The organism is Candidatus Bathyarchaeia archaeon, from assembly GCA_038883335.1.
Classification (GTDB): domain Archaea; phylum Thermoproteota; class Bathyarchaeia; order Hecatellales; family Hecatellaceae; genus JAVZMI01.
The window spans coordinates 64,260-85,349 of record JAVZMI010000005.1 but is presented as its reverse complement, the minus strand read 5'-3'; the positions used below and the strand labels follow the sequence as shown (position 1 = coordinate 85,349).

Annotated in this window: 23 protein-coding genes; 12 read left to right on the top strand and 11 right to left on the bottom strand. The window is 46.8% G+C overall.

From position 1 onward, the window contains the following. Nucleotides 1-18 precede the first annotated feature (18 nt). The 5 genes from QXJ75_03880 to QXJ75_03860 all read left to right on the top strand — a co-directional run bounded on the left by QXJ75_03880 (nucleotide 19) and on the right by QXJ75_03860 (nucleotide 6,163). Nucleotides 19-1,800 carry an ATP-dependent DNA ligase gene (locus tag QXJ75_03880; protein ID MEM3737211.1) on the top strand — a complete coding sequence of 594 codons (1,782 nt, stop codon included), beginning with the start codon at nucleotides 19-21 and terminating at the stop codon, nucleotides 1,798-1,800. Nucleotides 1,801-1,980: 180 nt separating this feature from the next. Beyond that, nucleotides 1,981-2,559: an HD domain-containing protein gene (locus QXJ75_03875; protein ID MEM3737210.1), complete on the top strand. Its 579-nt coding sequence runs from the start codon at nucleotides 1,981-1,983 to the stop codon at nucleotides 2,557-2,559. A 141-nt stretch (nucleotides 2,560-2,700) separates the two neighbouring features. Then, nucleotides 2,701-4,506, top strand: a complete 1,806-nt coding sequence (locus QXJ75_03870; protein ID MEM3737209.1) for a cation:proton antiporter — start codon at nucleotides 2,701-2,703, stop codon at nucleotides 4,504-4,506. A 74-nt stretch (nucleotides 4,507-4,580) separates the two neighbouring features. Next, nucleotides 4,581-4,868, top strand: a complete 288-nt coding sequence (locus QXJ75_03865) for a hypothetical protein (protein MEM3737208.1) — start codon at nucleotides 4,581-4,583, stop codon at nucleotides 4,866-4,868. A gap of 242 nt (nucleotides 4,869-5,110) precedes the next feature. After that, a complete protein-coding gene (locus QXJ75_03860) occupies nucleotides 5,111-6,163 on the top strand; it encodes a phosphate uptake regulator PhoU (protein ID MEM3737207.1) in 1,053 nt (350 codons plus the stop codon). A 28-nt stretch (nucleotides 6,164-6,191) separates the two neighbouring features. On the opposite strand, the gene QXJ75_03855 is transcribed toward QXJ75_03860, so the two are convergent. After that, complete coding sequence (locus QXJ75_03855; GenBank protein MEM3737206.1) at nucleotides 6,192-7,142, bottom strand: polyprenyl synthetase family protein; 951 nt, start codon at nucleotides 7,140-7,142, stop codon at nucleotides 6,192-6,194. Nucleotides 7,143-7,560: 418 nt separating this feature from the next. Here QXJ75_03855 and QXJ75_03850 point away from each other — a divergent pair, with 418 nt between their 5' ends. Further along, the gene (locus QXJ75_03850; protein MEM3737205.1) at nucleotides 7,561-7,857 is read left to right on the top strand and encodes a 4Fe-4S dicluster domain-containing protein; all 297 of its coding nucleotides are present in this window, start codon (nucleotides 7,561-7,563) and stop codon (nucleotides 7,855-7,857) included. On the opposite strand, the gene QXJ75_03845 is transcribed toward QXJ75_03850, so the two are convergent. Continuing rightward, nucleotides 7,842-9,212, bottom strand: a complete 1,371-nt coding sequence (locus QXJ75_03845; protein MEM3737204.1) for an NAD(P)/FAD-dependent oxidoreductase — start codon at nucleotides 9,210-9,212, stop codon at nucleotides 7,842-7,844. The two genes, QXJ75_03850 and QXJ75_03845, sit on opposite strands and share 16 nt — an antisense overlap. A gap of 118 nt (nucleotides 9,213-9,330) precedes the next feature. Here QXJ75_03845 and QXJ75_03840 point away from each other — a divergent pair, with 118 nt between their 5' ends. Continuing rightward, a complete protein-coding gene (locus QXJ75_03840) occupies nucleotides 9,331-9,630 on the top strand; it encodes a hypothetical protein (protein MEM3737203.1) in 300 nt (99 codons plus the stop codon). A gap of 202 nt (nucleotides 9,631-9,832) precedes the next feature. Further along, nucleotides 9,833-9,988 carry a hypothetical protein gene (locus QXJ75_03835; protein ID MEM3737202.1) on the top strand — a complete coding sequence of 52 codons (156 nt, stop codon included), beginning with the start codon at nucleotides 9,833-9,835 and terminating at the stop codon, nucleotides 9,986-9,988. 129 nt (nucleotides 9,989-10,117) lie between these two features. On the opposite strand, the gene QXJ75_03830 is transcribed toward QXJ75_03835, so the two are convergent. The 5 genes from QXJ75_03830 to QXJ75_03810 all read right to left on the bottom strand — a co-directional run bounded on the left by QXJ75_03830 (nucleotide 10,118) and on the right by QXJ75_03810 (nucleotide 12,230). Next, complete coding sequence (locus QXJ75_03830; GenBank protein ID MEM3737201.1) at nucleotides 10,118-10,510, bottom strand: hypothetical protein; 393 nt, start codon at nucleotides 10,508-10,510, stop codon at nucleotides 10,118-10,120. 206 nt (nucleotides 10,511-10,716) lie between these two features. Next, the gene (locus QXJ75_03825; GenBank protein MEM3737200.1) at nucleotides 10,717-11,100 is read right to left on the bottom strand and encodes a PKD domain-containing protein; all 384 of its coding nucleotides are present in this window, start codon (nucleotides 11,098-11,100) and stop codon (nucleotides 10,717-10,719) included. Between the two features lie 28 nt (nucleotides 11,101-11,128). After that, nucleotides 11,129-11,506 (bottom strand): PKD domain-containing protein, encoded by a 378-nt coding sequence (locus QXJ75_03820; protein MEM3737199.1) that lies wholly within the window; start codon nucleotides 11,504-11,506, stop codon nucleotides 11,129-11,131. An 11-nt stretch (nucleotides 11,507-11,517) separates the two neighbouring features. Then, nucleotides 11,518-11,982 carry a VCBS repeat-containing protein gene (locus tag QXJ75_03815; GenBank protein ID MEM3737198.1) on the bottom strand — a complete coding sequence of 155 codons (465 nt, stop codon included), beginning with the start codon at nucleotides 11,980-11,982 and terminating at the stop codon, nucleotides 11,518-11,520. Between the two features lie 86 nt (nucleotides 11,983-12,068). Beyond that, nucleotides 12,069-12,230: an FG-GAP-like repeat-containing protein gene (locus tag QXJ75_03810; protein ID MEM3737197.1), complete on the bottom strand. Its 162-nt coding sequence runs from the start codon at nucleotides 12,228-12,230 to the stop codon at nucleotides 12,069-12,071. Between the two features lie 178 nt (nucleotides 12,231-12,408). Here QXJ75_03810 and QXJ75_03805 point away from each other — a divergent pair, with 178 nt between their 5' ends. Beyond that, complete coding sequence (locus QXJ75_03805) at nucleotides 12,409-13,545, top strand: caspase family protein (protein ID MEM3737196.1); 1,137 nt, start codon at nucleotides 12,409-12,411, stop codon at nucleotides 13,543-13,545. Between the two features lie 152 nt (nucleotides 13,546-13,697). Here the strand turns inward: QXJ75_03805 and larE are convergent, their stop codons facing one another. From larE to QXJ75_03785, 4 genes are all read right to left on the bottom strand, one after another. Further along, nucleotides 13,698-14,525 carry an ATP-dependent sacrificial sulfur transferase LarE gene (larE, locus tag QXJ75_03800; GenBank protein MEM3737195.1) on the bottom strand — a complete coding sequence of 276 codons (828 nt, stop codon included), beginning with the start codon at nucleotides 14,523-14,525 and terminating at the stop codon, nucleotides 13,698-13,700. 246 nt (nucleotides 14,526-14,771) lie between these two features. Beyond that, nucleotides 14,772-15,557, bottom strand: coding sequence for a helix-turn-helix domain-containing protein (locus QXJ75_03795; protein MEM3737194.1), 786 nt, complete (start codon nucleotides 15,555-15,557; stop codon nucleotides 14,772-14,774). Nucleotides 15,558-15,597: 40 nt separating this feature from the next. After that, the gene (locus QXJ75_03790; protein MEM3737193.1) at nucleotides 15,598-16,341 is read right to left on the bottom strand and encodes an ATPase domain-containing protein; all 744 of its coding nucleotides are present in this window, start codon (nucleotides 16,339-16,341) and stop codon (nucleotides 15,598-15,600) included. Between the two features lie 135 nt (nucleotides 16,342-16,476). Further along, nucleotides 16,477-17,220, bottom strand: a complete 744-nt coding sequence (locus QXJ75_03785) for an ATPase domain-containing protein (protein ID MEM3737192.1) — start codon at nucleotides 17,218-17,220, stop codon at nucleotides 16,477-16,479. Nucleotides 17,221-17,526: 306 nt separating this feature from the next. Here QXJ75_03785 and QXJ75_03780 point away from each other — a divergent pair, with 306 nt between their 5' ends. The 3 genes from QXJ75_03780 to QXJ75_03770 are packed head-to-tail and all read left to right on the top strand — an operon-like array spanning nucleotide 17,527 to nucleotide 21,064. Then, nucleotides 17,527-19,203 (top strand): type II/IV secretion system ATPase subunit, encoded by a 1,677-nt coding sequence (locus tag QXJ75_03780; GenBank protein MEM3737191.1) that lies wholly within the window; start codon nucleotides 17,527-17,529, stop codon nucleotides 19,201-19,203. Further along, complete coding sequence (locus QXJ75_03775; protein MEM3737190.1) at nucleotides 19,203-20,135, top strand: type II secretion system F family protein; 933 nt, start codon at nucleotides 19,203-19,205, stop codon at nucleotides 20,133-20,135. Before QXJ75_03780 ends, QXJ75_03775 begins: the two co-directional genes overlap by 1 nt. Before the next feature lie 2 nt (nucleotides 20,136-20,137). Further along, complete coding sequence (locus QXJ75_03770; GenBank protein MEM3737189.1) at nucleotides 20,138-21,064, top strand: type II secretion system F family protein; 927 nt, start codon at nucleotides 20,138-20,140, stop codon at nucleotides 21,062-21,064. Nucleotides 21,065-21,090 lie beyond the last annotated feature (26 nt).

The window sequence follows — 21,090 nt, the reverse complement described above, 5'->3', positions numbered from 1 at the left end:
TCTGTTGAAGGTGGAGGTTTGGACTATTCACTCATCACCGAGATGTACGAGAAGATAGAGGCTACTACCAAGAGGTTGGAGATCACAGATCATCTCATCTCTCTTTTCAAGAAAACTCCGGCGTCTGTTATTGATAAAGTAGTCTACCTCACTCAGGGGAAACTTTACCCAGATTATATGGGCATAGAGGTTGGCATAGCTGAGAAGCTCGGAATAAGAGCGCTTGCTTTGGTTTCCGGCTTGGGGGAAGCTGCCATCCTGCAGAACCTAGAGAAGACTGGCGACCTCGGTGAGACGGCTGCGAGCATTCTGAAGAAGAGAGTTCAAGTTGCTCTAATGCGAGAGCCCCTAACCGTTGAGAGGGTCTATGAGACATTGGATAAGATCGCCAGAGCGGTTGGAGAGGGCGCTCAGGAGACTAAGATTCGTCTACTTTCCAGCTTGCTAATAGATGCGGAGCCTAGAGAAGCTAAATACATTATGAGGACCGTGACTGGAAAGCTCAGGCTTGGGTTGGCTGACATGACAATACTAGACGCTTTGGCAGCGGCTTACTGTGGCTCAAGGGAGGAGAGGCCTAGGCTTGAGAGGGCATATAATTTATCTTCAGACCTTGGCAGCGTGGCTAGGGTTGTGGTTGAGATGGGCATAAAGGGTGTTGAGCAGTTCAAGGTTGTCGTAGGAAAGCCAATCCGTCCGATGCTGGCGGAGAGGCTCCCCTCAGCGAACGAGATTTTGGAGAAGCTGGGTGGAGTTGGGGCAGCCGAGTATAAGTATGACGGGGAGAGACTCCAAGCCCACAAAGATGGAGGCAAAGTGATGCTTTTCTCACGTAGATTGGAGAACATAACAAACCATTACCCCGACGCATGCAAACTCATTCAGCAATACGTCCATGTAAAGGAAGCTATAGTCGAATGCGAATGCGTAGCGGTAAACCCAGAGACTGACGAGCTGATGCCTTTCCAGGAGCTGATGCATCGGCGGCGTAAATACCGTATTGAAGAAGCCATGGAGACTTACCCTGTATCCCTCTTCATGTTTGACGCCCTCTATGTCGACGGGCAAGACTTGACAACTGCACCATACCCCGAGAGACGGAAGAGCTTAGAGAAGATCGTCGAAGAGTCGGACCGGGTGAGGATCGCTAAGGCTCTAGTCACCGATGACCCGGAGAAGTTGGAGAAATTTTTCGAGGAAGCGGTGTCTGAGGGTTGCGAGGGGCTGGTGGTAAAGTCTGTCGCCTCGGATTCTATCTATCAGGCTGGCGCTAGAGGTTGGCTCTGGATAAAATTGAAGAGAGATTATCAAGCGCTACTGACCGATACACTTGACCTCGTCGTTGTTGGGGCATTCCACGGGAGGGGGAAGCGTGGTGGAACCTATGGTGCTCTTTTAATGGCTGCCTACGATGATGAGAAGGACACTTTCCCAACCATCTCAAAGTGCGGTTCAGGCTTCACAGACGAAGACCTAGCGAAGCTACCTACTCTTCTCAAGGATTATAAGATAGACCACCGCCATGCGAGGGTAGAGTCTCAGCTGAAAGCAGATGTCTGGTTCATCCCCGCGGTAGTCCTTGAGATTATAGGCGCTGAGATAACTTTGAGCCCAATCCACCCAGCTGGGATGGATATAATTAGAAAGGGTAGCGGGTTGGCGGTGAGGTTCCCCCGCTTCACTGGGAATTACCGAAACGACAAGGCGCCAGAGGATGCAACAACCGTCAAAGAGATTGTGGAAATGTATCGACGCCAACTGAAGAAGATCGCAGAGAAACCATCTGAGGCGGTAGTATAGACCACGTTAGGTTGCCGTGAAGACTGTAAATGGCTTATTGACACCCCGCCCCTGCCCGAGATGTCAAGCCTTAACTTTAGTCTTCATTTCCATAGTCTGGTTAGTTATCGTCTGATTAGACTATACCCTAAGTCTAATATGACCTCAGGGTCTTAAGGGGAGCAAAGGTGATATGGTGGGATGAGTCTAGTGGAACTTATTCTGAGATTCAGCCAACTTAAACGCCACCTGCGAACCGGTTGGCTGACGAAGGGCATTGGAAGAGGGGATGTGGAGTCAATAGCTGAGCACACGCTTAGAACAGCCTTCATAGCTATGCTCCTCGTCGACCTGGAGACTCCGAAGCTTAAGGTAGACTCCGATCTGATCCTTAGAATGGCTATCATCCATGACCTCCCAGAAGTAATACTGAAGGATATAGATAAGGAGGCTTGGAGCTACCTGAGCCCTAACTCCAAGACGAAGCGGGAGGTTGAGAAAGCCGTACTTGCTGATCTCTTCGCGGAAATTCCGGCAGAGCTGCGGGAGAGATACTGGGAGATCTGGAGGCAGTATAGGGAGGGAGACTCGGTTGAGACAAAAATAGTTGAGGCTGCTGACAAATTGGAGATGGCCTTCCAAGCCTACGAGTATACGCAGCTCGGCTACCCCGGAAGACTTACAGAGGATATGTGGATGGATGCTGAGAAGAAGATTTGCTCCTTAGAGCTCACGTCAGCCAGAAAGCTTCTAGACGAACTAAAAGAGAAGATGCGTTAAATTACTGAGGGATCCAAGATGAAACCTCAGCCATCTCACCGTCCCTAAATATTCTATTCTGAAACCTTAAACTATGGCAACCCACAGTTTTAGGAATTCTTTTTATGTTAGGAGCGAAAAAAATATTTATGGTATTTTCCATTGGTTGCCGAGATCGAGTTTGTCACTGATATCACTATCATTGTGGTGGTAGCTTCTCTTATCACAGTTCTATTCCACCAAATTAAACAGCCGACGATTTTGGGCTATCTGGTTGCAGGGATGGCCTTCGGCTCCTCAATATCACCATTCGTTCTTGTTAAAAATGTCGACGCCATCAGGCTACTGGCAGAGCTGGGTGTAATCCTTCTTCTTTTCTTCCTCGGCCTAGAGTTCAGCGTAAAGAAACTCCGAAATGTGAGCCTCGTAGCGATGGTTACAGGTGGAATCGAGATGCCCCTGATGATCGCTATTGGTTACTATCTTGGCATCTTATTCGGCTGGTCGCCTATGGACTCTATCTTCTTAGGCGCCATAATCTGCGTCAGCAGTACAGCTATCCTGGTCAAAGTCTTGGAGGATATGAAGTGTATGCAGGAACTCTCCTCCCAGATTATATTCGGCATATTAGTCGTTGAAGACTTCGGCATCATTATAATCATCGCAATCCTTTCAGGTATAGGAACAATGGGTACCGTATCGTACCTTGAAGTTGGTGGAATCATCCTAAAGTTGGCGATATTCGTCGGTGCCTTCTTAACACTCGGCCATGCGCTCATACCCAGGCTTATTGATTATATTGCAAAGTTTCATGTAGCTGAGGTGCTTGTCCTCGCTGTTCTGGGGCTGTGTTTCGGAGCTGCCCTATCCACCTTCTGGTTAGGTTTCTCCACCGCCGCTGGAGCCTTTCTGGTAGGGGCGGTTCTCGCGGAGTCTAGGCATGCTGGCGAAATTGCGAGGTTGACGCAACCTATTAGAAATATGTTCGCAGCCCTTTTCTTCATATCGATAGGGATGTTATTCGACTTTTCAGTATTTATGCCTCTATTGATACCCGCATTGATTATAACTCTGGTAAACATCGCGGGCAAGATTTTTACCTGTAGCCTCGGAACTCTTCTGAGCGGATATGATGGTAAGACTGCCCTACGGGTCGGCATGGGGAAGTCGAATGTGGGGGAGTTCTCTTTCGTCGTAGCAAAGATCGGGAAAGACTCCGGAGTGGCCAGCGGCTTCCTCTATCCAATCTCCATATTCGTAGCGGTTGTAACAACCCTTTTCACACCCTACTTCATAAAGAAGTCTCCACAAATAGCTAGCAGCATATCTAAGTTTGCCCCCAAAGGCTTGAAAACCTACTTATCAAACTATACTGTCTGGATGTACAACCTGAGACAGGCGGCTGGAGGCCGAGGCTCTGCCTCTATCGCCCTTAGAAGGACCATCCGGAGGATCTTCGCCGACATTTCAGTCATCGCCCTTATCGTAATCCTACTTCAGATTGCATACACCCATGTTAGCGGGCAGTTCGCCTTCTATGAGGCGTATTTGGACATAATTCTCGCAGGTGTCGCAACTGCCTTAGTCGCCCCTTTCGTAATGATGATGCTCCGCAACCTTGGACGCTTAACAGATCTCGCCGGTGAACTCCTCAAGTCGAAGGCTTCTCCTTATAATCAAAGCGGAGACAGATATACGCATCGTATCGCTCAAAACCTCATTAGAGTTCTCGTGATTGTGATTATCATTGTATTCTCGATAGTAGTTACCCCCTTATTGATTGCCCCATTATTCAGCCGGTTAACAAAATCAATCATTATATTCCTAGCAATAGCCTCTTTGGTGGCCCTTTACCTATCCAGGGAATATTTAAGTGGAGTCTACGATAAAGTAGAGGCCTTATACCATAAGATCCTCTCCAAAGAAGAGAACGAGTCTACACACGCAGAAGAAGAGGAGTCAATTTGAAGTGAGGTTCGATCTCAGGTATTCTGCCAGATAGTTCAGAACGCTTATAAAGTCTGATTTATAGCACGTTATTAATGACTCCAAAGAGCGAATTATTTCGGATCAAACGTACGATCCTTGACAGAGGATGTGCTGATTTCGCCGAGTTACAGCCCATAGCCAAAGATAGCAAGATAGAGGCGGTCATCTTTAACTTAAACGCTAATATCGAGAAGGTTTTCCGTGTTGATAGGGCTTTCTACGGCAGTTATAAGTTTGTTGAGATCACCCCCAAAAACTTGAAAGAAAGTCTCATAATGAATATACGTATTTACATCGTTGAGAAGATCTGGAGCCTGACGCTCTTAGAGATGGTTCGCTGAAGGTTATGTGTCGCAGTTAAACCGAGGTCTGGGTATTTACCGCGTCGGCACCGGGTTAGTTGGTAGAATGTGGAGATGGGCTGCTAATTTTCCACGAAGGTTTAATGTTCTGAAACTATTCTATAAACTATGAAAAAATTCTATAGATTAATTAGATTATAAAGAAACTAGTAGAAATAATTATAAAAAAATATATAAAAAGAGAAGGGAATAATAACCGTGTAGGGTAGGTGTGAGTTTACGTGGAAAGTAGAAGAGTTCAGAAAGTAGGCTACTCCACTCTAAGCGTCTCCCTCCCAAGCCGCTGGGTGAAGGAGGCAGGCCTAAAGCAGGGTGACATAGTACTATTCATACAAGAAAACGACGGCTCCCTAAGAGTAATCACCAGTGCACTAGCGGAATCCAAGAAGGTTAAAGTAGATTTCCAGATAAACTCCGATTTATGTGATGAGCCTCGAATATTGGAGCGCATCATAATTGGAAACTACATCTTGGGACGAGATACTATCATAATCTTTTCTCCTTCAGGGCGGGTAAGTAGCGAACACTTACAGGAAATTAGGGAAGCTACGAGGCGGCTGATGGGTGTAGGCATAATAGAGGAGACCCCAAACCGCATAACTCTCCAGTGCTCTATCGACCCTGCAAAGTTTCCCATAGACACGCTGATGCGGAGGCTATATGTGATAGCGTCCACTATGTACTCCGAAGCCTTACAAGCCTTAAGTGAAGATAAACCCGAACTGGCGCAGGATGCCCTACGCAGGGAAGATGAGGCTGATATGCTCTACTGGCTTATTATCCGCCTCCTCCTATTAGCACAGGAGGATCGAAGCCTCGCCCAGAGTATAGGCATTTCCGACATATTAGAGATCCCCGATAACCGAGCTATCGTCCAGCTCTTGGAGAGCATAGCTGACCATGCTGAGAAGATCGCAATAAGCACCGCTGAGCTTGTGAAGTTTAGAAGCGAAATACCTCGCCATTTAATAGAGAGCATACTTCAGATCGGGGATCTAACATCAGCTGTCTGCCAGAAAGCAATGGACTGCAACTATAAGAGGGATATAAAAGTCGCTAACGACGCGCTTGAAGCTGAATGCGTGGTGGAGTCTGCGGAGGAAAGACTAACAAGCATCTTGCCAAAGGAAATATCAAACCCCTATATCCTAACACATCTCCGATCAGTGATCTACAGTCTGAGGCGGATAGCCGAGCTTGGAGCTACCATAACACTAATTGCTATAGACAAAGCTTTGGAGAAGCCTAGCAAACTATGCGCACCAACAAGCTGACCGAGAGAGAGCCCTACGCAACCAGCTCTCACGTGGATAGAGCAGCTTGGGTGAGCCAAATAAGTGTATCCTTAAATTCAGAATCTTTGAGGCTGGCCAGTGTTTGGCATGCCTTGAATTTATACTCAGCAAGCTTACCTCGACAGTAATCTATAGACCCAGTCTCCTCCATCTTCTCTAAGATCTTCTCAGCAACTTGATCCTCAACATTGCCTTTACCAATATTATTCTCTACTAGCAGTCTCGACTGAGAATCCCCGTTTGTGTAAAGGTGGAGATAGGGGAGGGTTACCCTGCCGTTCACGAAGTCGCCGTAGACCTGACCTAATATATCCTGTAGGTCGTCTTTCAGTTGGTAGGCTATCCCAAATAACTCACCAAATGTGCTGAGAGTCTCAACTTCTGACTTTAGACCGCCAACGACTACAGCACCACACTCCGCAGCAGCCTTGAAGAGCGAGGCTGATTTCTTCCTTATCATCCTAAAGTAGTCCTCCTCCTTACAGTTGCTGATGGAAAAAGAGACATCCATGAACTCTCCGTCACAAAGTTCCATGGTACTTTCTGCTATAATCTCCAGTAGCTTAGGGTTACTTTGAGCTAATAGCGCCACAGCTGAAGCATAAAGTACATCCCCTACGAGTAACGCCTTACTCCCCAACTTACAATACAGCGTAGGTAGATCACGCCGCACACCTTCAAAATCTAAGACATCATCATGGATTAGAGAGGCGGTGTGCACAAGCTCTATTGCCACAGCTGGCATAGTTAACGCTTCTCTCACCCCGCCTAAACTCTGACCGCTCAGTATGAGGAGTAAAGGTCTAAGCCTCTTCCCTCGTGATGAGAGAGAGTAGGTTATGTGAGGTTGAAGTTCGAAATTTGTAAGGAGCGAGGTAAATCTCAGTAGCAAAGATTCGATCTCATAACTCAGCTCGGAAACGTAGATGTGGTATCTCGCCTCATCTTTACAGCTCAAACTGCGAGTTTCATCCAATTAAAGTCTGAACTCCATCCTCGTCAGATTTCTGGATCTCATATCGAAGTCTGCTGCTAAATATGCCTATCGGTTAACCGTCAAGGCATCTACCAAGCATACCGATCAAGCCAACTCATAGATGAGACCTTTTACAGCTAAAGTTCATCATCCGCCACACAAGCTAGGTACGTCATTAAACTCGCTCTATCTATGTCAAAAGCTAACTCAAACTACTAAACCCTTGACCTTGAGAGCTATAAAATTAAGCGAGTGTCTATATCTGAACTCTTTTGATAGGTTCCGAGAGATTGTTCTAACTTGCTCCCTTATAAATTCCTAGATAAACTGGCGGTTGCCGGCGGGATAAGGGATAAAGCTATCAAGTTTCTCAAAATAATGAGAGACGGTAGGGTTGCTCTTGGCTGATGGAGATCTTGCAGGGGTTGCAATTAGAGATAAAGTAAGGAGTCTAACCCACCATAAACCTAAGACGCAGAGGCACATCCGTGTTATCGCTGAACTGTGTAATGGGTGCGCTCTCTGCCTTAAGTTCTGCCCCAGCGGCTCTTGGAAGCTGAGGGACGGTGTTGCTGTGTGGGAATACGGAATGGAGTGCTGCCTAGAATGCGGAACATGCTTCTGCGTGTGCCCCCGCAGCGCAATAGCGTGGAGTTACCCCCGAGGGGGAGAGGGCGTACTCTACAGCTTGGGATGAGTCACACCATCAGCTGGCGGCGTGTCTCCCTTCCTAGGAGTGGTTTTGTCACGTTTCTTGCTTAGGATTGTCGTTCTACCTATGCCTAGGAGGAGTTTCGCCACCTCTTTGAGGGGTACCGTGCCAGACGGCGCCAACTGGACAGTCATTTCCGCCAAAGTCTTCGCATATCGACTCAAGAATTCCTCTACTGCCTCGCCATGTGATTTCCCCGTATAACTTCCATGCTTCGTCATGGCGCTTCCCATCTCATAGATCATCCTGTTGAAGAGGTCGACGCCCATCTTGTTTACCACATAGTCTTGGACTTTCCTTCCGTAGGTTATATCTTTCCCGATGAAACTCTTCATCCACTTATCCTCATACCCACGGAGAGTCTTAGCTGAGACGTCCCCTAGACTTATCGCCTCCGCAGCTACTTCGCCAGCCATCTTGCCTGACATAGCTGCAGCCTCATACCCAGCCCCATCAAAAGGACATACAAACCCAGCTGCATCACCCACGAGAAGGAAACCGCCTCCATAGGTTTGCTCTGGAGCTCCGTAGATGGGTACTAGGTGGGTGGAATAATTCATTAACTTCGCATCCTGCACTTTATCTTTTACGCGAGGAAGCGTCACCACCTCTTGGAGATATGAGAAGATGTTCTTCTCCATCGCGTCAAGCCCGCATCCGATGCCTATACAGAAATCCCTCTCTGAAGGGAATATCCATGCAAACCCTCGGGGGCAAATCTCCTCCCCGAAAAGTATCTCTATCTCAGAGCCGTAGAAGCCTCCAAATCTCTCCTCTATCTTCTCTGGTGGCAGAGTGTAGGTGTACTTGGCGCATAGGGCAACAGAATTCAGCGACAAGTTCTTCCTCAATCCGAGGCTCCTGGCCGTGACAGAGTTCACACCGTCTGCCCCGATTACGATTTTCGAGTAGAGCCTCTCACCCTTATCCGTCACAACTCCTCTCGCGCAACCCGATTCGTCTCTAATAACCCCCTCCACGAGCGTGGAAGTTTTGAGTTCCGCACCCGCCGACTCTGCGAATCCCCCAACCCAACGGTCCCACTCAGGTCTATGAACCGTGTAACCGTACTCCATTTTCCGGCTATAGCGAATCTCAGTAGCCTCGTCTCCAGAGGGAAGGAAGAAGACCCACCCATTTATCCGCCGCTGAAGCGGGCCACCCCTCATCCAAGGGAACTCTTCAAATATGCTGACTGGAAGAAATTCACCACCGACACTCTTCTGACCTGGGTACTCCCCTCGCTCAATTAGCAGAGTACTTAGACCCTTCTCCGCCGTTGTCTTAGCTGCCACCGCGCCAGCAGGACCAGCACCCACCACTATAACATCGTAAGACATAGATGTCACCTTTTTACGTTGATTTTGGTTTTAGCACCTCCATGCCCCTGTTGGTTGGCGGTTGTGGAGCATTGGAGGTTAAGTTGTATGACTGGCGCGTCCAGTTTAACGTTTTCGGGTGTTCTGTTGGGAGGCGGATTGGGGTTGGGAAACTTCACGAGTCGAAGACCTGAAAGAACAACTGAACAGACCCGGCCTCATGCGAATAGACATCTTCCGCGTCAAAACCAGCTGCGAGAATATCGTAAAATACTATACTTTCATCGGCGAAGATGGAGAGAATGCCCTGAAACGTCGGCTCACCATAAGAGCCAAAAGCTCAGCCAATCAAAGACAGCGAACCCTCCCCAGTTCGGAGCAGAGCGGAGGGAAAAAGTCAGACCCCCAGCAGCCGACACAACCCGAAAACACTTGGTAAGAGGCTCCGCAACATTAGCGGCGTGAAACCTGTCGCCTCCGAGTTCTTCTTAGGTCACTAGATGGACGCTGACGGCTACGATAAGAGCCCCAATTAAACCCAGGAGCCTAAGGCTGAGTACCTCAAAGTAGAGCCACAGTTAAACCTCTTCTCGAACCTAGGCGTCGAAGGGGAACTCCAGCGGCAAGAGGAGGAGTTGGCGATGCAATGGGTTGAGGGGTGCCTCAGGAAGAAGATACCAGGGAAAGACTGGAGGCCTGTTGACACCCTACAACTCTGTGGGAGCACCTTCGGGAGCACCTTAGAAAGCAGGCGACGGCGGAGATCTGGAGAGAAGATTCCTTCACTCTCTTCTTAGAGGCGTATTTTTGTTTCATTCAAAACAGGTAGAAGAAGAAAAATAAAACGAAGAAACTAAAATTTTGAATAACTCTCAGCTTCAAACTTATTTCTCGAATTGAGTTTATAAAGAAGTGTAGGGGGCCGCCTACTTGGCGTTTCCATTCGTCGTGGTTTTAATTGTATCTGTTCCGCTGAAGTCAGCCCAGCCACCTTCATGGTAGACTTTACCTTGAATGCGTAGCACGGTTTCATCTGACGGCACCAGAATTACATCTACTATGGCTTGTCTGTCAAATTTCACTCTAAGCACATCGTTGCCCTCAGTCCCCTGTAGAACATTTGCCACGAAGCCATACTTGGTGTTGTTAAGCGCATATGCTAAGGGTGAGCCTCCATTAGCGATGCTTATGGTATTCAAGTCTACTTGTGAAATACTGTATCCTTCGGGCAGAGTTATGTCCACGCTAACCCAGCTTCCTTCACTGTTAAGTTTTAATGTTCTCGGCGTAAACTTAACAGTCGCGGGCACAGCTAGCACGTTAACTCCCACCTGTGTGGTATCAAATGCTCCTTTATCATCAGTAACATTCAGAGTGACCGTGTAAAATCCGATTGTATGGTAAACATGTGAAGTGGTGACACTTTCTCCGAGCTCACCGCTGCCGAAGTCCCACTTGGAGGAGACTATGGTTCCGTCTTCATCGTACGAAGCTGAACCGTCGAACTGTGCCGTATTGCCTGCGGTTATCTCTTAATAGACAGGGTTAGCACTGCAACTGGGAGCCTGTTAACAAGTACGTTTAGGGTGTCGCTGCCTGTACCCCCGTCGTCATCAGTAACTGTTACTGTCACAGTGTAGATGCCACCATTCATGTAGGTGTGGCTGCAGGAGACGGTACCATTGCCTGCATCCTCGTCGACCAAACCGCCATCAACCATTCCATCACCCCAGTCAATTGTAGCTGTATGGGTGCCAAGCCAACCTTGATCTGCAAAGTCAGCTAGTATGACTGTGAACGGCGCATCCTCATTAACCGTTAGGTCTGACACTGCAGAAACGGTTGGAGCTACGTTGACTATAGCCACAGTTGCCATATCTGTAGCTGTACCCTTTTTGTCGTCAGTCACCTTGAGACCTACAATCCCAGAATAGTTGTCACCAAGTATAGGATGCTGTCACCCCGGAGGCATCATCATACAGTCCATCGCCGTCCAGATCCCAATCGTAACCGACAATAGTCCCATCCGGATCGAGTGAGACGGCTCCACTGAAGGTTACTGATGAACCTTCAAAGCCCATGTAGGGGCCGTCTGCCTCAGCTACAGGTTTTTTGTTCTGGATATAAGGTGGAGCTGAGATTGCGTGACGATAATATCCAGTTCCTCCACCGTAGGTGTTAGAGCAAGTGAATGTACCATCGCCGTTGCCCAACCAGACTATAACATCATAGCCATAAATCCCCTTAGTTGTGACAATATCCTGATTTCCATCACCATTAAAATCGTAATTGTCAAGTGGACCATAAGGGTAGATGCGTGAATCGGTTATTGCCTTAACCCAAGTGAAAGTGCCATCGCCTTTGCCCTTATAAAATCCCAGTAAGCAAAATCAGTACGTGAGGCGAGGAGATCTACGTTTCCGTCACTATCAAAATCAGCGGCTGCAACACCCCAGTAATAGCTGCTTTTTGCAGGAGACGTCTTTCTTGTGAATGTGCTATCTCCCTTGCCCAAGTTGATATATAACTGTAAAGCTTCATGACGGGGTACGACAACATAGTCTGCATGCCCATCATTGTTGAAGTCAGCAGTATCGGCGCCTACCGAATAGTAGGGTGCTGTGTTTGCCAGAACTGATCTGGTAAACCCGAAGTGGCCGTTGCCCAAGTATAATTCATCGTTTACGCTCTCATAATGTGTCAATATGAAGTCAAGGTTACCGTCCTCGTTAAAGTCAGCAACCGGCATATCCATAGGGTAGCGTCCCTCCTTCCATGTGCCAATCTCCATCAACGGAGCAAAGTTTTTCCCGAGCCGAGCTTCTCGTAAAGATATACCTTATGGGGATAAATTGTACTGTAACCTGCTCCTACGATCTAGTCGAAGTCTCCATCATTATCGAAGTCTCCGACTCCATTGCCGTAGGTGTGGTGAATTACTGGTGTTTGGCCTATGTACTGTTGGCTAGAGAATGTGCCGTCTCCATTGCTTAACAAATAATTGCTACGCCCCTCATAATCGGCGGCAACAACATACACTTAGTCAGCGCCGCCATTGGAAGCTGATACCGGTATCGCTTGAATAAAATCAAACATTAGAATACATAAGAGAAGGGCTGCGGCTTTTAATTATGAGAGCAGAGTTATAGGTCAAGTTCAGTGTTATGAGTAAAAATATAAACTAACTGTCACAATATACCATCCACGGTGAGATGGGTTGTGGAAGCAGATCTTTGCTTTTTGGTTATGTGTGACACTAGCCCTAACGACGTTAACGGCACCGTCCTATGGAAGTGACGCAACAGTAACTGTATGCCTCAAAAACACTGTGACAGGCGAGATTGTATGGGAAGAGACATCTACCGTCCCAGCCGGGGCATCTGCGATAGAGGTCCCGAGAGCCTTATTTGAGCTCATAGAGAAAGCTTTCGAGACGACCACATTTGAACCGGGGAAATATACGGCATATATTGGAGCGAACGAGTTGTCGATAACTGTTTCCGAGAATCTCACAGTAACGTTCACCCCGCGCCAGTATGGCTGGTCTGTTCCAGCCACCGATGTGGAGACGGTGAAAAAATTAACAGTTAAAGATGCAAAAACGCAAAAAAGTAAGCCATCTCAAACGGCAACGAGCGGAGTCCTCGGGGCACCGTGTCATGGTACAAAATATGCAATTGTGATTGGCATCTCTGACTATCCAGGTACGGAGAATGATCTTCTCTACTCTGATGATGATGCAAGAGATATGAACAGAACTCTTGTGGATACTTACGGCTATGTTAAAGACAACATAATACTGCTCATGAATGGTGAGGCTACGCGAACTAACATTATGAATGCGATCGCACAGTTGAAGGCCAGGGAGACTGGAGGGGACGATGAGATTGTCTTCTTCTTTAGCGGTCATGGAACGAAGGGTGTGGCGGCTGACGGTGATAAAGAGAGAATCGACGAGGCTATCGTATCCCACGATGGAACTCAGCTGGTCCCAATCTGGGACGGGGAACTTAGGCTTGAGTTCAGCGGCTTCGAGACCACAAGAATAATCTGCATATTTGATTCCTGCTTGGCAGGCGGGATGACTGACCTACAGACTTCTGAGAGGATCATCGCTATGGCTACCACCGAGAGAGGAGTTGCATATGAAGGAGAGAGCTGGGAGAACGGGCAGTTTACTTACTACCTAGTTGAGCAAGGCATGCTCTTTGGATCAGCTGATAGGGTGGATCATGACGCTGACGCGGGCACAAGAGACGTTACTGTGGAGGAAGCTTTCGATTATGCAAAGGCTAACTGCAGCCATCAGACGCCGGTAATAAGCGACAACTTTCCTAACGACCTACTTCTGTAGGTTTACACCCATTTTTTACAGTCAAGAGTTGCGGTGGCAGAATTGAACTATATGGGTTTGAAAGAGGGGAGACTGAGCGACCGAGTAGGTATCTAGATGTACTTGCCAATTATTTAAGGCGGTTGAGGGGTAGGCTTGATCCACAACCTTTTTCACGGTTTCAGAGCCCCATCCATACTGCCACTCCTATAGCCATCAACATCAACTGTAACATACACGTACCCGAGGGAGTGCAGCTTATTCGCGATCGACTCCAATATTTTCTCGTTGAAGATAAGACTTCTCTCGTCCCTGCCTACCTCAACCCTGGCGAGATTGCCGTGGTCTCGAACTCTAAGCTGCTTTACCCCAACAACATCCTTTATGAATCTTTCAGCCTCAGCTACACGAGACAATCGACCTAAAGTGATCTCCTCCCCGTAAGGGATCCTCGTAGCCAAACATGCCATTGAAGGTTTTTCAACTGTTGAAAGATTTAGCAATCTTGCCAGCTCCCTAACCTCGCCCTTAGTGATTCCCAGATCCGCCAAAGGGCTGTAAACTCCCTCTTCCATCAACGCTACTGAGCCGGGCCGGTTTGCCTTCAGATCCTCCGCGTTGGTTCCATCCACCAACGTCTTGAGGCGTAGTTGGTTGGCGACTTTCTTGAACTCAGCAATCAACTCTTTCTTGCAGTAGTAGCAGCGGTCAAATTTGTTTCTCACAAAGTTAGGGTTACGTAACTCGTCAACCTTCACAACTAGATGCCTGATACCTATTTCCTCCGCAACTCTTCTAGCCGCCTCCAACTCGCCAGGAGGCAGAGTCGCCGAGTCGGCTGTTATGGCAACTGCCCTATCCTCTAGGGCAATTTTGCTTGCAGCGGCAACTAGAGAGCTATCAACCCCGCCCGAAAGTGCAACCAAAACGCTCTCCTTCTCCCCCAGTTTACGAATCAACTCAGAAAGTCTCCAATTCAAAGATCTACTACTATACGCCATTTACACCTTTACCTCCTTAAACTCATCTGCCTCTACCAGATGCCGAAAGTTGGTGAACATACCGTTTTCCTACTAACTTCTAATAGATCAACTCCCTGAGGACCCATCTCAGGTATTTGTCTGAGGTTGGCTTCATAGCTGAAAAACAGCGTGTACTCATATCTGCCCTGAGTTTGGCTATTGCCTATCCTAGACCTGTACCTTCCCGTGAGAGTTAACAATGCCCGCCGTTTAGCGTTCTCTCTTCTAAATAATCTGCCAAAGTTTGAGAAAAAATTCCCTATGCAACCTAACTAGTGAGGGGTCGTCTGTCAGTGAGCCTATGTCTCGCCCTTCCTTTATGTCGTGGTTGTCGGGTATGGCTTCAATAAAAAGGATCTCATTAGCATCTGCGCAAACATAATTTGGCAGTGGAAGGGTTGTAGTTTTGACTTTTATTACTTCCTTGAGATCTCTCAGTGCAGGCTCGTTCTCGGGGGTAAGGGGTGCAATAACTCGGACATCTAGATTTCTTCCCACAGCCTCTTCAAAAGCATCAAAAAGAGATTTGCAAATTCTGATCGCCCCATTGGCACTAGTTACATTAAAGACGGAATCTTTGGCTTCGTTGACCATCTTGAGGATCTTCCTCTGAACCTGCTCCCTCCCATGAAAACCCCAGAGTTCACGCCTCTCATAAGGCTCCTCCATGTGAATGTATTGCGAAGACTCAAAGCTGAGTGCGAGATCGTCCAGAACCTTCTTACACCTTTCAACATCCTCAGCCAACCTCTCAACGAGAGGAAGTAATATCTTGTTCGGCGCTACTGCAACATAGCGTTCAGGCTTACTCGGGATGACTTTGATGAAGCCTTTCAGCTCCAAACTTTTGATTGAACCGTAAGTTTTGGGTCTAGGTATCTTCCCCAGAAAACCAATCTCGCTGGCGGTCCGCTGACCCATCCTCACTAAAACTGTGTAAATACGTGCCTCATATTCTGTTAATCCAAGTTTAACGAGACACGCCCTAATGTAATCTTCATCTAACGCCATAATTGCGATTTCCTCCACGCATAGGGTTTAGGGGGTGAAACTACTCAAAGATACTCTCCGCCGGAAAGACCTCAAGCCCTTTATCCGTTATCTTGTAGGGTCTAGGTTGTAAGTCTATTGCTACCTCTCTCATCTTCTCCACCTGAATAACTCTCATACTGGATCTCTTGATAGGAAGAGTTTGGAGCGTTATAACTCCGTGGGCTACATATTCTTCAGGGTCTATGTCTCTGTTAGGGCCTAAACGCCGCAGTTCAGTTGTCACGAGAACTGTAACGTCAGACGTCATTAAACCTTCAGTTAGATCGAGAATGGCGGCTCTACGCTTAAAAATGTCTGGATATTGAAAAACTAATAGAGTGAGAGGGTCTATCGCTATCCGTTTCGCATTAACTATCTCAGCACTAGTCTTAATTCTTTCAACCAAGCTGAAAATTGAGAACTCGCTCCGTCCAACACTTGTTTTACCGATCTTAACTTCATCAGGCATATGTCTAATGGGTGATGCGTCAAGGAAGATGAACTTTTTCTGCTTCTCCAGCTGGTTGAAGTCGAATCCGAAATTGATCATTTCTCTGTAGAAGTGGTGCTTCGCCTCTTCCAAGCTTACAAATATACCGTTCTCCCCATACTTTGTAATGCCATTGAAAAGAAACTGAGCTGACATAATTGTTTTACCTGCCCCCGGCCCACCCACTATTAGAATTATCCTTCCACGAGGGAGACCGCCACCTAATAACTCATCTAAGCCAGGTATCCCGGTGGGTACTTTAAATGTGGCCAAATAAACTACCCTGAAAGTTTACTCATATTTGACGTGGCAATATAAAAAAGCTTATCTGAACCTTAACTGTAACACCGCCGACTTGGCTTCATAAAACGAAAAGTTGAGAGAAAATAGAAGATTCTAGGTTATATATTACGTTATGACTTTCTCTGACGGGAACACGGATATCCCATTCTGGCCTATGATGTAGGGTCTGGTCTGGGTGTCATGGGCTATGCCGCGCATTTTCTCTAGGCGAATTCCTCTGATGAGGTGCCCCTCTTTATTGTAGCCCTGCAACATGATTACACCGTCAGCTAGATACTCTTCAAGGATGTAATCTCTCTCCATTGGAGTTCCCCCAATCTCGCAGGTGATAAGAGAGGTGCAACCAGTTTCCCTTAGCGTCTTGAAGATTAACCGTGTAACTGTTCTACGCTTAACCTGGTCTGGCTCCTGGAACATCAACGCCGAGAGCGAGTCCACTACGATCCTTTTAGCGTTCAAGGACTTTACGGCATACTTTACAGCTTCGATGAAACTTGCAACTTTGAATGTAGGCATCGCTAGAAACTTAACCATCTTCTCATACTCTTCATGTGAAAGATAGGTCACAAGTGAATGATCTACTATCTTAAGTTTCGTATTCTCGTATTTTGAAAGATCGAAACCAAGTCTAGCCATATCCTCCCTGAGTTTATCTAAATCCTCTTCCAATACAACAAGAACACCGGCTTCATCAAACTTTGAGAGCCCATTCCAGAGAAATTGCACGCCTAGAATAGTTTTCCCGCAGCCAGGCCCTCCAGTTACTATAATGCACCTCCCTTTTGGAAACCCGCCACCGAGCATTACATCTAACCCTTCGATGCCGGTTCGAGTTAATTCAAAAGGCATACCGCGACAATCACCTGAAGACGTTTGCGTTTTTGTCGTGGAGCGCATTAAATTTATCATTAAGAAACTTCACTAAAATAAGTTGCATAATATTTTTATATAACAATTTGAAGGTAGCGAAGCCTCTCGCCGGGGACTTTAATTACCCCAGTCTACTTGTTACTGACGTAATGTTTACCAAGTTACAAAGCGTTTTTAGTTAAGGTATACCAAAACCACTACTACGCTTTGGTTATTTCGATAACAAAAATCCAGCAGCGAACCTTGGATGTTTCTGAAAAGGCCTACGTTATTCTCTAGTGGAGGTTGATAAAGGTAGAAGTAACCATGAAGACGCCGATTAAGGATAACTCCGGCATAGATGGGTTAAATGTTAATGGTGAAGGCGAGAATTTAGTTAAGGTTGGAAGAGGAGACTCGTTCGGAAGGAATACTGACCTAAAGATGGTGAGACATGCCAAGCAGTCCCCAATAAATGAGTCTATGGGGCGGATTATGGAATCATTGGAACTTCAGTGTGATTTTCCAATAATAGAAAGGTACGAATTAGGCAAAGGCGTGGAGGCTAAGGTTGTCAAGGAAACTTCAAACCAGTTAAGGTATGTAGTGGTCGAACCTGCGCTGACGAGGGATGAGGAAACTCTGCTGGAGGAGATAAAGGAACTGCTAATGGACGAGTTGGATGTTGACGCGAGAAGGATAGGGTCTAAAACTGAGTCTGAAAATTTTCTCGCGGGAGAGATCGAGAAACTTGTCAGAAAGTACCGTATCACAGTGAACGATGAAACATTAAGTAAGGTAAGATATTACATCACGCGGGACTTTGTCGGCTATGGCAAGATAGATCCACTTATGCATGATCCCTATGTGGAGGATATATCATGCAACGGCCCTGGGCTACCTATTTACATCTGGCATAGAGAATTTGAGTCTTTGCCTACGAATCTGGTTTTTTCGACACACGAAGAGTTGGACCGTTTTGTTGTTAAACTAACCGGCATGACGAGTAGATCTGTGTCCATCGCTCAGCCCGTGGTAGATGCGACATTACCTGATGGAAGTAGAGTGCAAGTAACCTATGAGAGGGAGGTCACGCGTAGAGGCTCCTCATTTACCATACGGAGATTCCGCGAGAGACCGTTGACGATAACAGACTTGATACTCAATAAAACACTTTCCGCTGAGGTAGCTGCTTGGTTCTGGTACGTAATAGAGAAACGTGCTTCAATTATTGTTGTAGGAGGCACTGCCTCTGGCAAGACTACTATGATAAATATGCTCTCAATGTTCATAAAGCCAACCTCAAAGATAATCTCTATAGAGGATACAGCAGAGTTACAGTTACCTCATGAGAATTGGCTTCCCTCAGTTGTCCGCTCGGGGTTTGGTGTGAGTGGAAAGCAGGCGGAGATAACACTATTCGATTTACTCAAAAATGCGATGAGGCAAAGGCCTGAATATTTGATAGTTGGGGAGGTCAGAGGCTCTGAGGCTTATACTCTATTTCAAGCGATGGCTACTGGGCATGGTGGCTTAGCCACGCTTCATGCGGATTCAGTTGAAACAGCTATTCGGAGACTTGAGAATGAACCGATGAATATTCCGAGGTCACTAATAACAACCCTTGAAGCGATAGTAGTCATAGGCAGGGTGAGGTTGAAAGAGAAATCTGTGAGAAGGGTGTTAACTGTCACAGAGATCGTCGGTTTAGACCCCCTGACAAAAGAGATACTTGCCAAAGGAATCTTCGAGTGGAATCCACAAACTGACTCCTATAACTCTGAGAAGAAAAGCTACTTGTTAGGGAAGATAATGGAGAGACACGGTCTTAGCTACACTGAAGTTGAGCAGGAGCTGGCGAATAGGCGAAGAGTAATCGAGTGGATGGCTAAAAATAAGATTCAGGATTATAGGGATGTTGTAGAGGTGATCAGATCATACTACATGGATCCTCTCTCACTCAGGGAGAGGATAGGGATGTAATGGTTATGGCGAACTCCGCCGCAAATCATAATAGGGCAGTTAAGTCTCTCCCCTACTTCAGCTATAAAATTCTAGGAGAAAAACTCGATTTTCTATACTCACATTTCAACGGTCTAAAAACTGATCTAGCTAAGGCGAACATAAGGATCAGCCTAAAAGCCTATGTATGCCAGATGGTTTTTACCTCGATTCTATCGACACTGATCAGCTTCGGGGTATTCTCAGCACTAAACCTCGCTGTACCATCTCTCTTGCGCGCCATCTTCCCGCAACCTTGGACACAATTACTCACTCTACTCGTTGCCCCGCTGGCCGTCGGGTCTGGGACCTTCCTTATCCAGTACAGCCTGCCAGCTATTAAGATTGAGGAGCGCAGCAGAAGGATAGAGCGGTTTCTTCCCACCACCTCGAGTTACATGTCTGTACTTGCATGCGCAGGTGCAGACCCGGAGAAGATTATACGCTCAGCGGCGGCTGAAGACTCAAAGATGCTTTTATCAGAAGAGTTTAGGTCGATTGTGGTTAGGATGGATCTTTTAGGGTATGATATACTGACCGCTTTAGACGAGGGAGCTAGACTGTCCCCTACTCCCATATACGCCAATCTGCTGAAGGGTTTAGCATACACCATCCGAACTGGTGGGGACTTGAAGAAGTTCTTTTTGAAGATGACCAAACAACTTCTTAGTAGAAGGAACCTATTGATACAGCAGTTTATCCACACTCTAGGAGTTTTGGCTGAGACCTATGTGCTTATGTTCGCAGCCTTTCCTTTACTCCTCATAATTATGCTTTCACTCATGGCTTCAGTAGGCGGGACGCTTGGCGGCATAGATTTCATATCGTTCATGTACTTGTTGGCGTTTCTCATAATGCCGATTATGGCAGCCCTGTACATCTTCCTCATCGACATCATTCAAGTGAAGGGATAAGATTGAAGCTAACCTGGGCAAAACTTGTTAAACCTAAACTGAGAGCATGCGGCCCCCAGTCTGCCGAAAAAGTAGTCTCCAGAAGAAGCTTGGGTGATTTGAAAATTTGTGGTCTCTCTCTTGCTATGTTCTTTTTAGCCTTTACAGTTGGGTTCATCTCGACTGAGAACCCAAGTCAAATAGTCAACTCGCCTCTAGAACGATTCGCTGCTTTAGGGGTTATCTTAGCGTTAATCCCACCTTCGCTATTTTATCAAATTGAATCTAGGCGCAAAGAGGCGATCGATAATAATCTACCCATACTCTTGCAGGATATAGCTGAGGCTGGCTCCCTTGGCATGACTCTCATAAGATCCATCGAAGTCTCGGCGGAGCGTAACTATGGTCCCTTAACGAAAGAGCTCAAGGTTATGGCGGCTCAGCTGTCTTGGAAGGTACCTCTCGATAAGGCTCTCAATCTTTTTGCTGAACGATGTAGAACCTCGTTAGCGAAGAGTGTTGCATTCTTGATCAAGACCGCATATAGAAGTGGAGGAGATGTTCAGGAGAGCATCGAAACCATCAATCTGCATATTCAAGAGCTACAGAGTCAAGAGAGGAGGAGGAAGGTGGAGATGCGCCCCCACATAGCCATAATATACATGACATTCGCTGTATTTCTAGTGACAGTTTATTTCCTTATAACCCAATTTTTCGGTGTCTCAATCAGTGGACTAGAGACAGTGCGTATAGGCTCGGCGATAGGGGGGTTCCGAAACCCCGCTGACTTGAAGGAGAGTTTGAGACCTATTTTCTTTTACATGGCTATGGTAGAAGGGGTGTTATCAGGTTTGGCGGGTGGGAAGATAAGCACTGGCTCAATTCGAGATGGTTTCATCCATTCCACCATACTGTGCTCGGTCACTTTTATAGTATTCATGATGATATAACCGTGAACAGGATTTTATGTTATAAT